The 15008-nt window shown below is 64.9% G+C and carries 17 protein-coding genes; 8 read left to right on the top strand and 9 right to left on the bottom strand.

Annotated features, from left to right (window positions below):
- Positions 1 to 26: 26 nt before the first annotated feature.
- Complete coding sequence (locus F3H96_RS20380) at positions 27 to 638, top strand: LysE family translocator (protein ID WP_149803523.1); 612 nt, start codon at positions 27 to 29, stop codon at positions 636 to 638.
- 76 nt (positions 639 to 714) lie between these two features.
- On the opposite strand, the gene F3H96_RS20375 is transcribed toward F3H96_RS20380, so the two are convergent.
- Entirely contained in the window at positions 715 to 1743 is a 1029-nt protein-coding gene (locus F3H96_RS20375; RefSeq protein ID WP_188131467.1) for an AraC family transcriptional regulator, read from the bottom strand.
- A 193-nt stretch (positions 1744 to 1936) separates the two neighbouring features.
- On the opposite strand from F3H96_RS20375, the gene F3H96_RS20370 reads away from it, so the two are divergent.
- Positions 1937 to 2362 carry a GFA family protein gene (locus F3H96_RS20370; RefSeq protein WP_149803521.1) on the top strand — a complete coding sequence of 142 codons (426 nt, stop codon included), beginning with the start codon at positions 1937 to 1939 and terminating at the stop codon, positions 2360 to 2362.
- Between the two features lie 56 nt (positions 2363 to 2418).
- Positions 2419 to 2934, top strand: coding sequence for an OsmC family protein (locus F3H96_RS20365; RefSeq protein ID WP_149803520.1), 516 nt, complete (start codon positions 2419 to 2421; stop codon positions 2932 to 2934).
- A gap of 76 nt (positions 2935 to 3010) precedes the next feature.
- Here the strand turns inward: F3H96_RS20365 and F3H96_RS20360 are convergent, their stop codons facing one another.
- The 3 genes from F3H96_RS20360 to F3H96_RS20350 are packed head-to-tail and all read right to left on the bottom strand — an operon-like array spanning position 3011 to position 4914.
- The gene (locus F3H96_RS20360; protein ID WP_149803519.1) at positions 3011 to 3397 is read right to left on the bottom strand and encodes a nuclear transport factor 2 family protein; all 387 of its coding nucleotides are present in this window, start codon (positions 3395 to 3397) and stop codon (positions 3011 to 3013) included.
- Positions 3398 to 3416: 19 nt separating this feature from the next.
- The gene (locus F3H96_RS20355; protein ID WP_149803518.1) at positions 3417 to 3863 is read right to left on the bottom strand and encodes an OsmC family peroxiredoxin; all 447 of its coding nucleotides are present in this window, start codon (positions 3861 to 3863) and stop codon (positions 3417 to 3419) included.
- A gap of 37 nt (positions 3864 to 3900) precedes the next feature.
- Positions 3901 to 4914 (bottom strand): NAD(P)-dependent alcohol dehydrogenase, encoded by a 1014-nt coding sequence (locus F3H96_RS20350; protein WP_149803517.1) that lies wholly within the window; start codon positions 4912 to 4914, stop codon positions 3901 to 3903.
- A 98-nt stretch (positions 4915 to 5012) separates the two neighbouring features.
- On the opposite strand from F3H96_RS20350, the gene F3H96_RS20345 reads away from it, so the two are divergent.
- The gene (locus F3H96_RS20345; RefSeq protein WP_149803516.1) at positions 5013 to 5621 is read left to right on the top strand and encodes a TetR/AcrR family transcriptional regulator; all 609 of its coding nucleotides are present in this window, start codon (positions 5013 to 5015) and stop codon (positions 5619 to 5621) included.
- Positions 5622 to 5880: 259 nt separating this feature from the next.
- On the opposite strand, the gene groL is transcribed toward F3H96_RS20345, so the two are convergent.
- From groL to F3H96_RS20325, 4 genes are all read right to left on the bottom strand, one after another.
- A complete protein-coding gene (gene groL / locus F3H96_RS20340) occupies positions 5881 to 7536 on the bottom strand; it encodes a chaperonin GroEL (RefSeq protein WP_149803515.1) in 1656 nt (551 codons plus the stop codon).
- A 71-nt stretch (positions 7537 to 7607) separates the two neighbouring features.
- Positions 7608 to 7904: a co-chaperone GroES gene (groES, locus tag F3H96_RS20335; protein WP_010915433.1), complete on the bottom strand. Its 297-nt coding sequence runs from the start codon at positions 7902 to 7904 to the stop codon at positions 7608 to 7610.
- A gap of 235 nt (positions 7905 to 8139) precedes the next feature.
- Positions 8140 to 8436, bottom strand: a complete 297-nt coding sequence (locus F3H96_RS20330; protein ID WP_188131466.1) for a hypothetical protein — start codon at positions 8434 to 8436, stop codon at positions 8140 to 8142.
- Between the two features lie 113 nt (positions 8437 to 8549).
- Entirely contained in the window at positions 8550 to 9311 is a 762-nt protein-coding gene (locus F3H96_RS20325; RefSeq protein WP_149803514.1) for an SDR family oxidoreductase, read from the bottom strand.
- A 106-nt stretch (positions 9312 to 9417) separates the two neighbouring features.
- Here F3H96_RS20325 and F3H96_RS20320 point away from each other — a divergent pair, with 106 nt between their 5' ends.
- On the top strand, positions 9418 to 10317 hold the full coding sequence (locus F3H96_RS20320) for a LysR family transcriptional regulator (protein WP_149803513.1): 900 nt from the start codon (positions 9418 to 9420) through the stop codon (positions 10315 to 10317).
- A 163-nt stretch (positions 10318 to 10480) separates the two neighbouring features.
- Here F3H96_RS20320 and F3H96_RS20315 read toward each other — a convergent pair whose 3' ends face one another.
- Complete coding sequence (locus tag F3H96_RS20315; RefSeq protein WP_149803512.1) at positions 10481 to 11107, bottom strand: TetR/AcrR family transcriptional regulator; 627 nt, start codon at positions 11105 to 11107, stop codon at positions 10481 to 10483.
- 118 nt (positions 11108 to 11225) lie between these two features.
- Between F3H96_RS20315 and F3H96_RS20310 the strand changes: the two genes are divergently transcribed.
- Genes F3H96_RS20310 through F3H96_RS20300 form a run of 3 tightly spaced genes read left to right on the top strand, consistent with a single transcriptional unit; the run spans position 11226 to position 14859 of the window.
- Positions 11226 to 12410 carry an MFS transporter gene (locus F3H96_RS20310; protein ID WP_149803511.1) on the top strand — a complete coding sequence of 395 codons (1185 nt, stop codon included), beginning with the start codon at positions 11226 to 11228 and terminating at the stop codon, positions 12408 to 12410.
- Positions 12411 to 12424: 14 nt separating this feature from the next.
- The gene (locus F3H96_RS20305; protein WP_149803510.1) at positions 12425 to 13726 is read left to right on the top strand and encodes a D-arabinono-1,4-lactone oxidase; all 1302 of its coding nucleotides are present in this window, start codon (positions 12425 to 12427) and stop codon (positions 13724 to 13726) included.
- Positions 13723 to 14859 carry an alanine racemase gene (locus F3H96_RS20300; protein ID WP_149803509.1) on the top strand — a complete coding sequence of 379 codons (1137 nt, stop codon included), beginning with the start codon at positions 13723 to 13725 and terminating at the stop codon, positions 14857 to 14859. Before F3H96_RS20305 ends, F3H96_RS20300 begins: the two co-directional genes overlap by 4 nt.
- Positions 14860 to 15008 lie beyond the last annotated feature (149 nt).

The following is a 15008-nucleotide window of genomic DNA, read 5'->3' as shown; positions in this document are numbered from 1 at the left end:
CGCGGGCAGGGCCGCGGAGGAAACCCATGAGCATCGAATTCCTGTTGACGTCGCTGATAATCGTGGCCTCGCCGGGCACCGGCGTCCTCTACACGCTCAGCGCCGGCCTCTCGCGCGGCGCGCGCGCCGCGGTCGTAGCTGCCTTCGCCTGCACGCTGGGCATCATCCCGCATATGGCGGCCGCCATCACCGGCCTTGCCGCGGTGCTGCACACCAGCGCCGTCGCCTTCGAGACGCTCAAATATCTCGGTGTCGCCTATCTGCTCTACATGGCCTGGAACACGCTGAAGGAGAAGGGCGGATTGAGCATCGACGAGGATGCCGCGCCGCGCTCGACCGCCAGGACGATCACCTCAGGCATCCTCATCAACATCCTCAATCCGAAGCTGTCGATCTTCTTCTTTGCCTTCCTGCCGCAGTTCGTCAGCAGCAACGAGCCGCACGCCTTTGCCAGGATGCTCGAACTCTCCGGCGTCTTCATGCTGATGACCTTCGTCGTCTTCGCCATCTATGGCGTGTTCGCGGCCTCGGTGCGCAGCCACATCGTGTCGCGGCCGAAGGTGCTGACCTGGATGCGCCGGACCTTCGCCGGCGCTTTCGTCATGCTCGGCGCCAAGCTGGCGCTCGCAGATCGTTAGGGCCGGATGATTTCAGGTCGAGGTCGACCTGAAATCTGAATCCGGCTCTAAATCAAAAAGGTAGAGTGTCTCGCCGTTACGGCTGCTCGGCCGGCTCGCCCTCGGTCTCGGAAGCCGTTTCGCTTCCGAAGTCGGGCGCCCGGACACCGAGACGCCAGGCCGAAGGCGGAACGCCGATCATCTTCTTGAAGGCACGGCTGAAAGCCGCTTCCGATTCGTAGCCGATTTCCATCGCGATGCTGGCAACGTTCCTGTTGCCGGCGCTGAGCAGTTCCGAGGCGATCTGCATGCGCCATTTGGCGAGATAGTGCATGGGCGGCATTCCGACAATCTTTGCGAAGCGCTCCGCGAGCACGGTACGCGACAGCGCCGACTCCTTGGCCAGCGCCTCCACCGTCCAATGCTGCGCCGGCCGGTCGTGGATCAGTGCCAGGGCCTTGCTCACATGCTGGTCGCGCAGGCCCGCCAGCCAGCCGGTCTGTTGCGGCGGCAGCGATTCCACGTAGCGGCGCAGCACGTCCACGAACATCAGCTCGCTGAGCTTGGTAAGCACCGTCTCGCTCCCGGCGCGCTTTTCGGCGACCTCCGATACCGCCAGCTTGATGAACTGGCCGAGCCAGCCGCCGTCGCCTCTCACATCTCCGGCCTTGATGACCGGCGGCAGCGCCTCGAGCAGCGGATTGAAGGGCAGCGCATCGCAGGCGAGATAGCCGCAGACCAGCCGGGCCGACTGCGATCCGTCCTTGACGAAGTTGATCGGGAACGGCGTCTGGCTGGCGGCCGCGATCTCCAGCACATCCGCGGTCGGCGGATCGGCCCGCAGGTCGGGCGTACTCGACATGATATGCGGGTCGCTCCTGGTGAAGACCACGACCTCGCCGGCCTCGACGGGAATTGCCTCTTTGCCGATGATACGGGCGAAGCAGCGGCCGGCCGTGAGCACGTGGTAGGAAATCAGGTGATCCGCGCCCGGCAGTATTCTCGGCAATATCGACGCCGGCGAGGGCGAGCAGACCGCCCATGGGTCCTGGGCCGCGATGTCGAAAAACGTCGCGCCGGTGAGGCGCACCTTTTTCAGAAGGTCAGACAGAGCGTCCCCGGCCATTCCATCCATTTCCCGCCAATCGCGCGGCAATCCGGCGCGACATCCCTTTCGAGTTCCGGACGCGCTGTCAAGTAAGGCGGACGCCCCGTCATTCCGTTCATTGCCGGAAGCTTTAAACCCGCCGGCGCTGCGCGGTGTCGCCTCAAACCGGCGCTGAGCGCGGTCGAACCGAACCTGGATAAGGATGAGAGTCATGACGGTACATAAGGGCGGGTGTTTTTGCGGCGCCGTGGAAATCGAAGTCCACGGAACCGCCGAGGCAATGGGCTACTGCCATTGCAGTTCCTGCCGTTCGTGGTCGGCGTCTCCGGTCAACGCCTTCACGCTGTGGAAGCCTGAGAACGTCAAGGTCACCAAGGGCGCGGAGTTTCTGTCCGGCTTCAAGAAGTCGAAGATGAGCGATCGCCAGTTCTGCACGAAATGCGGCGGTCATCTGATGACGGATCATCCGCCGCTCGGACTGGTCGACATCTACGCAGCGACGATACCGACGGTGGAATTCACACCGGGGGTCCATGTCAACTACGCCGAGACGGTCCTGCCGATGAAGGACGGGCTGCGCAAGCTGAAGGACTTCCCCGCCGAGCTCGGCGGTTCTGGCATCGCCATCGCGGAATAGGTTCGCACGATGGCTGACGATTTCGAACAACCGAAGTTTATGACAGGAGAGTACCAATGGACATCGCGACGTTTCGCGCCACGCAGGAGCCCATCAAGGATATTTATCGCAAGGACGCGCGGGCCGCGCTTCTTACCTTGAAGGCCAGGGGAAGCGCCGACGACTCCCGGGTAACCTGCAAGGTCGAGACCGGACGCGGACTTGCTCTTGCGGGCATCCATCCGAAGGCCGGGGGCAGCGGGCAGGAGCTTTGCTCCGGCGATATGCTTTTGGAGGCGCTGATCGCCTGCGCCGGCGTCTCCATGCGGGCCGCGGCCGCGGTTCTCGAGATACCGATCAAGTCGGCGGAAATCTCCGCCGAGGGCGACGTCGATCTTCGCGGCACGCTTGGAGTGACCGAAGGCGTGCCGGTCGGCTTCAAGGAAATCCGTCTGCGGTTCGACATCGAGACGGATGTCGAGCAAAGCCGGCTGACCCAACTGCTCGAGCTGACGGACCGCTATTGCGTGATCTTTCAGACCATTCAACGCAGTCCCAAGACCTTCGTAAAGCTCAACCGGGTTACCTCGTAGCCGGCGATTGCCCGCAATCCAATCCTGGCGGGGCGGATTGCGGGCTGGGCCTGAGCGCGGCTTGTTCGCGCCAGGCCTATCCTTTCACGTAGCCCAGCGCCTCGACGATGCGGCCGTTCGCGACGCGCATCAGGTTGACGCCGCGCAGCGACCTGCCGTCGGCCATCCAGAAGCGCCAGCGGATAGTCGCGCGGTCGCCGGCGACAAACGTCTCCTCGAGGTCGAAGCGCGTGCCAGGCCCGGTCGCGATCGCCGACCACAATTCGATGCAAGCCGCCTTGCCGATGCGGCGGGCGCCGTCCGGCGCCGGCACGGTGTTCTCGATCACGCAGTCCTCCGCCACCAATTCGTCCAGTGCGGAAGGGTCGTGGCGCTGGAAGACGTCATTGTAGCGTCGCATGATTTCGGCTGTTTCGGCGGAGCGCTTGGCGCTGGCGATGTCGATGATGCGTTCGTGGGTCATCGGATGTGTTCCTTTGTTCTCAGTGATTGCTGGCGGCCTCGGCAAGGCTCGCCTTCAGCGTGATCGCGGCGACGCCGGCCAGCGCGCGCGAGACGAGGCAGGTCGCCTTGGCCTTTTGCGCAAGCCGTTCGAGATCCCCGGCCGACATGCCCGCGACGCTTGCCTGCGTTTCGAGTTCGATACGGGTGATGGTCGGTCCGGCCGCGGTGGCACCGAGATGCACCTTCGCAGTCGTGCGTATGCTGCCGGGCGTGTGGCCTTCGCCGTCGAGCACGGCGGTGAGCGCCATCGAGAAGCAGCCGGCATGCGCGGCCGCGATCAACTCTTCCGGATTGGTGCCCGGGCCGTTTTCGAAGCGGGACGGGAACGAGTAGGCGCCTTCGAAGACGCCGCTGCCCAGCCGCAGCCGGCCGCCACCTTGCTTGAGCGTTCCCTGCCAAAGGGCTGAGGCTTCGCGAATTGTCATGGCTGATACTCCTCTGGTTTGCGAGAAAATGCGGCACTCAGGCGACGTCGATGACGACTTTGCCGAAGACGTCGCCCTGCTGGAAATGCCGGTAGGCGTCGCGCGCCTCGATGAAGGGGAAGACGCTGTCGATGACAGGCCTCAACCGGTGCGTGGCGACGGCGGCGAGCATCGCTTCCAGCCCGTTGCGGCTGCCGACGAAGACGCGGCCGATGGTGACCAGGCTGCGCTGGTAGACGGCGCCCGGGATTTCGATCGATCTGCCCTTCTGGTCCTGCACGGTGAGCAGGACGATGCGGCCATGAAGCTGGCTGGCGATCAGCGATTGCGGAAAAGTCGGCGGGCCGCCGGTCTCGACGACCAGGTCGACGCCGCCCGTCGCCTCGCGCAGCTTCAGGCCCCATTCCGGCGTCTCGGCCGTGGCGATGACGAGGTCGGCGCCGAGCGCCCGCAGCCTGTCGGCCTTTTCGGCGCGCGAGGTGACGGCCGCCACACGGCAGCCGGCGAGCTTGGCGAATTGCAACGCAAACAATGCGACGCCGCCTGAACCGATGGTGAGAACCCATTGTCCAGGCTTCGGAATCTCCGCTCCTGTCAGTGCGCTCCAGGCGGTCAGTCCGGCACAGGTGAAGGTTGCCGCCTCCTGCCATGAGAGATGGTCGGGCAGCCGCGCCGCCCATTGCTCGTCGAGCAGGGCATATTCCGAGAGCATGCCGTCCAGCGTGCAGCCGAGCTGGTCCACGACGCCCGGATGCATACGGCCGTCGACCCAGCGCGCGAAATAGCTGCCGGTGACGCGGTCGCCGACGGCAAAGCGAGCAACGCCTTCGCCGATGGCGACGACTTCGCCGGCGCCGTCGCTCAGCGGCACCATGCCGGCACGCGGCGTCAGCGGATAGGTACCGTTGAGGATCATGGTGTCGCGGCGGTTGAGCGAGGTGGCGTGCACGCGCACCAGGATCTGATGCGGTCCCGGCCGCTGCATTGCTTCTTCCCGCATCGCCAGGGCATCGATGCCGTTGCCTTGTTCCTCCAGCCGGTAGCGCAGCATTTGTCATCTCCAAAATATGTAGACCGATTTACATATTATGTAGACCGATTGTCATATTTTCGGCAAGCCCTATAATGCTCCTCCTGACAGAGGTTGACATGGCCACGGACACACGCACCCGCATGATCGAGGCGACCGCGCTGCTCATCAGGCAGCGCGGCTATCACGGCACCTCGCTCAACGACATTTTGAGCGCCAGCGGCGCGCCCCGCGGCTCGCTCTATTTCCATTTTCCGGGGGGCAAGGACCAGCTGGTCGTCGAGGTGACGCGCGCCAGCGTGGCCGACGTGACCGAGCGGCTGGGTGCGGCGCTGGCGGCGGAGAGCGATCCGGCCGTCGCCGTTCGCCGTATCTACCAGTCGGTGGAGCTGATGCTCGAGGAAAACCGGTTTTCGCTTGGCTGCCCGGTCGCGCCTGTGGTGCTGGACGCACCGAACGATGTGCCGGACCTGGTCGAGATCTGCCGTACGGCCTTCGAGCAGTGGATCGGCCTGCTGCGCCGGGCCTTCATGCGGGCAGGGGTGGCCGAGCCTCGAGCCCAGGCGCTGGCGCTGCTTGTCGAATCCTCACTCGAAGGCCTGATGGTGATCGCCCGCGCCACCCAGGACCGTGCGCCGCTGGCTGCCGTGGCCGACGAGGTGGTGGCGCTGGTCGAGGCGGCGGTGGGCGCCGGCAAGGCGGCTGAGCGGGCGGACATCGCTGTTTGAACGCTCGCAGACCGATGCTCCGCAACAAGTCTCCGCGGGGTGACTCAAACGAAAAAGGGCGGCATCTCTGCCGCCCTTTCCGTATGGTTTGCGAGATCGGCTGGATTAGAAGTCCATGCCGCCACTCAAGCCCGCTTGCGGGCTTGAGCAACGTTAGTTGATGGGCGTGCTTTATGGACTTCTTAGAAGTCCATGCCGCCACTCAAGCCCGCTTGCGGGCTTGAGCAACGTTAGTTGATGGGCGTGCTTTATGGACTTCTTAGAAGTCCATGCCGCCCATGCCACCCATGCCGCCGCCGCCCATGCCGCCAGGCATGCCGCCGCCAGCCGACTCCTTCTTCGGAGCTTCGGCGATCATGGCTTCGGTGGTGACGAGCAGGCCGGCGACCGAGGCCGCGTCCTGGAGAGCCGTGCGCACGACCTTGACCGGGTCGACGATACCCATGGCGATCATGTCGCCATACTCGCCGGTCTGGGCGTTGTAGCCGAAGGTCGCGCCCTTGTTGTCGAGGATCTTGCCCGCGACGATCGAGGCTTCCGCACCGGCGTTGGCCGCGATCTGGCGGGCCGGAGCCTGCAGCGCGCGACGCACGATGTTGATACCGGCGGCCTGGTCGGAGTTGGCGCCGGTGGCCTTGAGGTTGGCCGAAGCGCGCAGCAGGGCCACGCCGCCGCCAGCGACGATGCCTTCTTCCACGGCCGCGCGGGTCGCGTTCAGAGCGTCATCGACGCGGTCCTTCTTTTCCTTGACCTCGACTTCCGTCGCGCCGCCGACGCGGATCACCGCGACGCCGCCGGCGAGCTTCGCCAGACGCTCCTGCAGCTTCTCCTTGTCGTAGTCCGAGGTGGTCTCCTCGATCTGCTGCTTGATCTGGGCGACGCGGCCCTGGATCTCGGCCTTCTTGCCGGCGCCGTCGACGATGGTGGTGTTCTCCTTGGAGATCGACACCTTCTTGGCGCGGCCGAGCATGTTGAGGCCGACATTCTCGAGCTTGATGCCGAGGTCTTCCGAGATGACCTGGCCACCGGTGAGGATGGCGATGTCTTCCAGCATGGCCTTGCGGCGATCACCGAAGCCCGGCGCCTTGACGGCGGCGATCTTCAGGCCGCCACGCAGCTTGTTGACGACCAGCGTGGCCAGGGCCTCGCCCTCGACGTCTTCCGAAATGATGAGCAGCGGCTTCGAGGTCTGCACGACGGCTTCGAGAACCGGCAGCATGGCCTGCAGGTTGGAGAGCTTCTTCTCGTGCAGCAGGATGTAGGCGTCTTCCAGATCGGCGACCATCTTGTCGGCGTTGGTGACGAAGTAGGGCGAGAGATAGCCGCGGTCGAACTGCATGCCTTCGACGACTTCCAGCTCGGTCTCGGCGGTCTTGGCTTCCTCGACGGTGATGACGCCTTCGTTGCCGACCTTCTGCATCGCTTCAGCAATCATGGCGCCGACCGACTCGTCGCCATTGGCCGAGATCGTGCCGACCTGGGCGACTTCCTCGGAGGTCTTGATCTTCTTGGCGGCCTTGCCGAGAGCGGTGACGACTTCGGTGACGGCGAGGTCGATGCCGCGCTTCAGGTCCATCGGGTTCATGCCGGCGGCAACCGCCTTGTGGCCTTCCTGGACGATCGACTGCGCCAGAACCGTCGCGGTCGTGGTGCCGTCGCCTGCGATGTCGTTGGTCTTCGAAGCGACTTCGCGCACCATCTGCGCGCCCATGTTCTCGAACTTGTCCTCGAGCTCGATCTCCTTGGCGACGGTGACGCCGTCCTTGGTGATGCGCGGGGCGCCGAACGACTTGTCGATGACGACGTTTCGGCCCTTGGGACCGAGCGTGACCTTCACCGCGTCGGCGAGGATGTTGACGCCGCGCAGCATGCGCTCACGAGCATCACGGGAGAATTTTACGTCTTTTGCAGCCATTGTAAGCTCCTGTCAGGGGTTCGGGTCGAACCCGCAGATTCAAGATTCAGTTGACGGAATAAGGCCGATGCTCAGCCGATGATGCCCATGATGTCGGATTCCTTCATGATCAGAAGGTCTTCGCCATTGAGCTTGACTTCGGTGCCCGACCACTTGCCGAACAGGATGCGGTCGCCGGCCTTGACGTCCAGCGGGACGAGCTTGCCGCTTTCGTCGCGGGCGCCCGAGCCGACTGCGATGATCTCGCCTTCCTGCGGCTTTTCCTTCGCCGTATCCGGGATGATGATCCCGCCGGCGGTCTTGGATTCGGATTCGACCCGGCGAACGACCACACGGTCATGAAGCGGGCGGAACTTGGACTTTGCCATATTGTCTTCCTCGAATGAGAACGGTGAGAACTGTTCCTCCATCCGGCGAGGCCGCCGGATACGAGTTAGCACTCACCAAAGGCGAGTGCTAACGTGGCGCTGAAATAGGCTGACGGCTTGCGAGAGTCAAGGCGCGCGCAAGGTGACGGCGGCGCGAAATTTTTCTCGCGCGTAGCCCCGCAGGGAAATGCGCCGGCCGCCGCGGGAACGGACGACCAATCCCGCTTGTCGGTCTCTATGGCCTCGGCGACCGCAGCACCAGCAGCGGGCAGCGCTCGGCCAGTCCGTATGGTCCGGTCGAGGTGATGCTGATGTCGCCGAAATACATTGCGGCCTCTTCGATGACAGCGGCCACCGGCGCGAAACTATAGGTGGCCGGCGAGTTCCGGTAGACATCGATGGTGCCGATGACCGGCAGCTCCCACCCCGTGCGATCCGAAAGTTCGGCGCGGTCGGGAAACAGCGCGTCGAATCGCTCCACGATCGCCCTGACGGGAAGGGCATGGTCGGGCGCGTCACCTGTCGCGATCATGGCGACGCGCCATTTGAGCTCGTGGAATGTCGCGACGCCACCGGAGAGCGCCAGCGCGCGAACATCCTTCGGGTCGTCGAGCCGATCGGGGCAGGATTGATCCGTCAGGCAATCTAGATGTTCATGCCGCCCGAGACCTCGATGCGCTGAGCGTTGACCCAGCGATTGTCGTCGGAAAGCAGCGAGGCGATCATCGGGCCGATATCGTCGGCGACGCCGGTGCGGCCGAGCGCGGTGACGCCGGCCACCATGCGGTTGATCTCGGCATTGTCGCGCACATGACCGCCATTGAAGTCGGTCGCGATCGCGCCGGGCGCCACGGTGTTGGCGGTGATGCCACGCTGACCGAGCTCCTTGGCGAGATAACGCGTGAACACCTCGATGCCGCCCTTCATCATCGCGTAGGCCGACGAGCCGGGAGCAGCGAAACGTGCCAGCCCGCTCGAGATGTTGATGACGCGGCCGCCATCGTTGATCAGCGGCAGCAGCGCCTGGGTGAGGAAGAACACGCCCTTGAGATGGGTGTTCATCAGCGTGTCGAATTCCTCCTCGGTCGTTTCTGCGATCATCTTGCGCAGGCCGGTGCCGGCATTGTTGACGAGATAGTCGAAGCGGTCGCGCTGCCAGATCTCGTGAAGTGTCTTCTTCAACGCCGCGACGAAGGCCGGGAAGCTGGCGACGGCGCCGGTATCGAGCTCCAGCGCGGCGGCGCGGCCGCCGGCGGCCTCGATCTCGGCGATTGCCGCCTTCGCCTCGTCGGCGCGCGAGCGATAGGTGATGATGACGTCGACACCCCGGCGGGCGAGGTTGTGCGCGGTGTTGCGGCCGAGGCCGCGGCTGCCGCCGGTGATAAGGGCGATGGGGCGGGTGGTCATGGCGAAATCTCCTTCTTTGCGAATGGAGATGCATATACTCGCCTGGCTGGCGGATATAATCGGCCGTGGATTGCCAACACTATTCAGTCTCTGAGAACAATGGCGCATGGACAGGTTCGACAGCATGCGGCTCTTCACCCGCGTCGTGGAACGGCGCAGCTTCACCGCTGCCGCCGCCGATCTCGGCATGCCGCGTTCCAGCGCCACCGCCGCGATCAAGCGTTTGGAGGAGCGCCTTGGCGTGCAATTGCTGCGACGCACCACGCGCCATGTCACCACGACGCTCGACGGTGAGGCCTTTTACCAGCGCTGCACCGGCATCCTGGCCGACATCGAGGACGCCGAGGGCGGATTTGGCGCGCATGAAGTGCACGGGCGGTTGAGCGTCGATATCAACGGCCATCTGGCCCGCACGTTGGTGATCCCGGAACTGCCGGCGCTGCTCGAGCGTCACCCGCGGCTTACCGTGCATATCGGAGAGGGCGACCGCTTCGTCGATCTGGTGCGCGAGGGCGTCGACTGCGTGGTGCGTGCCGGCACGCTGCCCGACAGCGAGATGATCGCGCGACGTATCGGCATGGCGCGCGAGGCGACGCTCGCCAGCGCCGGCTATCTTGCGCGCCATGGCCTACCGCGCTCGCTGGACGAGCTTGCCGGGCACATGATGATCGGCTTCGTCTCGTCGCGCACCGGGCAGGTGATGCCGCTGGAATTCACTGTCGACGGCAAGATCCGCGAGATCGTTCTGCCGTCGCGCGTCACGGTTTCCAATTCCGACACCGCCGCCGCGCTGGTGCGCCAGGGTTTCGGCCTCTACCAGGCGCCGCGCCGCCGCTTCGCTGCCGACATCGAAGCGGGCCGGCTGGTCGAGGTGCTTGCCGACCACCCGCCGACGCCGACGCCGATCTCGGTGCTCTATTCGCCGAGCCGCCAATTGTCGCCAAGGGTGAGGGTGTTTGTGGATTGGCTTGTGGAGATTCTCGGGCCGAAGCTGGATGCGTCTTAGGCTATTCCTGCAACGCTGGCGGGACAGCGCCCCCCTCTGTCCTGCCGGACATCTCCCCCACGAGGGGGGAGATTGGCGGTTCCACCGCCGGCGCTGCCCTTGCAGCGGCGTTGGCGATTGGCGAAAGTCCGCGTGACATCTGATCTCCCCCCAACCGCCGAAACTACAAAAACAACCGCAGCTGCGTGTGGATGATCGAGCGATAATCGTCGAGCGTGCGCCGGCCTTCTTCTTCGTCCTGTGTCAACGCCAGCCGCACGACGCCGCCGGCAAGCTGGAAGATCAGGAACACGACGCGCCCGAATGCCTCGCGTTGCTCAGCCTTCAACATCGGCGCGACGTGGTCGCAGAATATCTTTGCCTGATGCCTGGTCTCGGCGATGTCGAGATGCTGCAGCGCCTTGTCGGCCTGGATGGCGTTCTGCAGGTCCTGGATGGCGGGATCGGCCGCGACACGGCCGTGGTAGTCGTCGAGCATCCGGTCGGCCGCCGCCGTCACGTCGTCCAGCCCGCGTATCTCGGCGATGATCGCGCCGAAGCGCGCCCGGCTTTCCTCTGAGAAACGCTCATAGAGCATGGCCAGGATCGCCGACTTGCTGGGGAAATAATGATAGACGGTGGCGATCGGTCCGCCGGCCAGCGCGCCGACTTCCTTCATCGTTACCGCGTCGATGCCCTTTTCGCCGATCAGCCGCATGGTCGTCGAAAGGATCGCGTCGATGCGCTCGCGGCTGCGCTCCTGCTTCGGCCTTCGCCGAGGTTCCGTCGCCGTTCGCCTCATCTGCGTCATGCGCCAAATCTCGTGGGCTTACGAATTCGCGGTTGACAAGAAACATGATCAAGTATCAGTTTCGTCAAATACTGACAACTTGTCAGTTTTTCGATCGAGATGCAAGGGAGAGCGCCTCGTGACTGTCATCGATGCCGCGCGAGCGGAAAACGGCGATTGGCTTGTCGGCAATCCGACGGGACTGCAGCTGGCCTCGGCGCTGTGGATCGGCTCGGTCGGCCTGCTGATCCTCGGATTGCAGCCGGTGCTGCTCGGTGCGCTCTACACCGAGGGTCATGTCACCGGCGACGAGTTGGCGCTGGTCGCCACCGCCGAGATGATCGCGATCGCCATCGGTTCGGCGATCGTGGCGATGCTGCTGCCTGCCAGGAACATGCGCTGGAAAAGTGCGGTGTTGCTCGTCCTGCTCGCGTTCGCCAATTTCTGGACCGCTTATGCCGGCAACCCCAATGCGCTGATCGGCGCGCGCACGCTCGCAGGGCTTGCTGAGGGCGGTCTTGTCGCCGTCGCCACCGAACTGATCGCCCGCTCGCGCCGCGCCGAGCGCATCGGCGGCTATTTCGTCACGCTGCAGACTCTGGCGCAGTGCGCGCTGGCGCTGATACTCGCGCTCTATGCGGTGCCCAAAGCCGGCTCGGCCGGCGGCTTTCTCGCGCTCGGCATCGTATGCCTGCTTTCGCTGGCCGTTGCCTGGACCGTGCCGGATGACTATGCTGACCTGCCGAAGGAAGAGCACTTTTCCAATGTGCTCACCCTGCCGGCGATCACGGCGCTGCTGTCGATCTTCTGCTATTTCATGTTCTTCGGCGCGGTCTGGGCTTTCCTCGAGCCCATCGGCGCGCAGTTCGGCATCGATGGCCGCACCGTCGGCCTGATGGTCTCGGCAAGCCTTGCCGCGCAGGTGATCGGCGCCATGACCGCGACCGTCTTCGAGGCGCGCATCGACTATCGTGTCGCCATCACCGTCATCGGCATCACTGCGGCGATCGGCTCGGCGCTGCTTGCGTCAGGCCCGGGTCTTCCGCTGTTTTGGGCAGTCGCGCTGGTGATGGGCTTCATCCTGCTCTTCATCGTGCCCTACCAGATCCGGCTGGCGATCACCGCCGACGAGACGCGCAACGCCGTATTGCTGGTGCCGGCGGCCCAGCTCTTCGGCCTCGCCATCGGCCCGGTCGCCGCTTCGCTTTTGATCGACGGCGCGAATTTCCGCCCGGTGCCGGAATTCGCCGCCGCGACCGCTTTGGCCAGCGTGGCGCTGCTCGGCGTCTTTGTGCTGGTCGCGCGCCGGCGCGTCCAGGCCTGAGCGGGAGGATCGGGATGGCCAACGGCTGGAGCAACTGGTCGGGTTTCGTCACGGCCTGCCCGAAGCAGATCGCCACACCGGCCGATGCCGGCCAACTGGCCGAGCTGGTACGCTCGGCGCCGGGGCCGCTGCGCGTCGCCGGCGCCGGCCATTCCTTCACGCCGCTGGTGCAGTCCGACGGCACCATCGTCTCGCTGGAGAAGATCGAGGGACTGGTCTCGCACGATGCCGCGAACAACCGGGCGCGGGTTAGGGCGGGCACAAGGCTCGGGGCGCTGATGCATGTCCTGCAGGACATCGGCCAGGGCTTGCCGAATATGGGCGACATCGACAGGCAGGCTATCGGCGGCGCGCTGGGCACGGCCACGCATGGCTCCGGTACGACGCTCGGCGCCTATCACACGCAGCTCGAATCCGCGCAGATCGTCGACGGCAAAGGAAAACTGCGCGAGTTCAGCCGGGCCGGCGACCAGGACATGATCCATGCCACCGGGGTCGCGCTCGGCGCCTTCGGCGTGCTCACAGAAGTGACTATGAACAACATTGCGACCTATCGCCTGCGCCGCCGCAAATGGGTGCTGCCGATCGGCGACATGCTGCGCGACTTCGAGGCGATGATGGCCGCGCACCGTTCGGCCGAGTTCTATTACATCCCGTTTTCCGGCTATGCCCAGTTCATCGCCAGCGATCTGAGCGCGGCGCAGCCCACACCGCGGCCGACCGAGGACGACGAGGAAGGACTGGCGACGCTGCGCAGGCTGCGCACCGTGCTGCGTTTACTTCCGTCGATTCGCCGTGCGCTGATCCGGGGCGCGGTGAAAAAGGTGCCGGCCGAGGACTACGTGCAGGATTGGCTCAACGTCTACGCCAGCGAGCGGCGCACCAAATTCAACGAGATGGAGTACCACCTGCCTTACGAGGAAGGTCCGAAGGCGCTGGCCGAGATCATCGCGCTGACCGAAAAGCACTTTCCGGAAGTCTATTTTCCCATGGAGGTGCGGTCGGTGGCGGCAGACGAGTTCTGGCTCTCGCCCTTCCACAAAAGGCTGACCTGCTCGATCGCCATCCACCACGATGCGGCGAACGACCCGCTGCCTTTCATGCGCGCGGCCGAGCCGGTCTTCTTGAAATACGGCGGCAGGCCGCATTGGGGCAAGATGCACAGTTTGAAGGCGGTGGATCTCAAGAAACTCTATCCGCGCTGGGACGATGCGATGGCGGTGCGCCGCGACATCGACCCGGAGAACCGCTTCGTGTCGCCCTACATGGCCGGCCTGTTCGGCATCGAGCCCAATCCCTTTGGCGTCCAGCAATGAGCGCCTATTTCGCCGCTCTGTCCGACGCATTGAGGGCCGCCGACATTTTTCGGCCTTGCCTGGTGCTCGACCGCGACCGGCTAGACGGCAACATCGCGCTGGTCAAGGAGAGGCTGGCGCCAGGCCTTGCGGTGCGGCTGGTCGACAAGTCGTTGCCTTGCATGCCGCTGCTTTCGCATATCGCCAGGGTGCTTGGCGCCAACCGCTTCATGACCTTCCACCCGCCGGTGACGCAGGCCGTGCTTGACGCTTTTCCCGACGGCGACCTGCTCTACGGCAAGCCGATGCCGGTCGGCGCCGCCAAGGCAGCGCTGACCAGGGGCGGCGCCGGCCGGTGGTCGCGCGTCTGCTGGCTGATCGACACGCCGGAGCGGCTGGCCGAATACGGCGCGCTCGCTGCCGCGCTCGGCACCGAATTGCGTTTTGCCTTCGAGGTCGATGTCGGCCTGCATCGCGGCGGCTTTCGCCATCCCGCCGAGATCGAGGCGCTGACGATACCCGAGCGCCTGCATTGCGAAGGCATCATGGCTTATGAGGCGCATGCGCCGGAAATCCCTGGTTTGTTCGGCGGCGCTGCCAAGGCGCTGAAGCAGGCCTCTGCTACAGCCGCTGAGTTCGTCGCCGTTCTCGACCAAGACCGGCGCCGCATCCTCAACATCGGCGGCTCGAAGACGGCGCTGCTGCATGGCTCGGGCATCGCCAACGAAGTGTCGATCGGCTCGGCCTTCGTGCTGCCGGGCGACTTCGACACACCCGGGCTCGGCGGCTTCCAGCCGGCGGCTTTCATCGCGACGCCGATCCTGAAGGCGCTCGATCCGGTGCTGCCAGGTCCGCCGGCGGTCTCCCGCACGTTGCAGGCGCTCGGCATTTTTCCGCGCAAGGGCTGCTATCTCTATGGCGGCAAGTGGATGGCCGCGCCGGCGTTTCCGGAGGGCATGAAACCGAACAGCCTGATCGGGCTGTCGTCCAACCAACAATTCATGGGTTTGCCGGCCGGGGCGGACGTGAAGCCGGGCGACTACGCGTTCCTGCGGCCGACGCAGAGCGAGGCCGTGCTGCAGCATTTCGGGGCGATTGCCGTTTTTTCGGATGGGCGGATCGTAGAGTTCTGGCCGGTGCTGCCGATGGGATAGGGCGACTGCGGTCGCGATTGGCGCAGGCCTCCGCAAAGTCGTCATTCTAGGGCGGAGCGACGCGAAGCGGAGCGCAGACCCTAGAATCCATGCCGTTACGTTCGTCGTAGAATGATGCGGTGCAGAGGAAGGAATCCTGTGCCGGCGTT

The organism is Mesorhizobium sp. NFR06 (assembly GCF_900115245.1).
Classification (GTDB): domain Bacteria; phylum Pseudomonadota; class Alphaproteobacteria; order Rhizobiales; family Rhizobiaceae; genus Mesorhizobium.
This window is presented reverse-complemented; position numbering and strand designations above follow the sequence as displayed.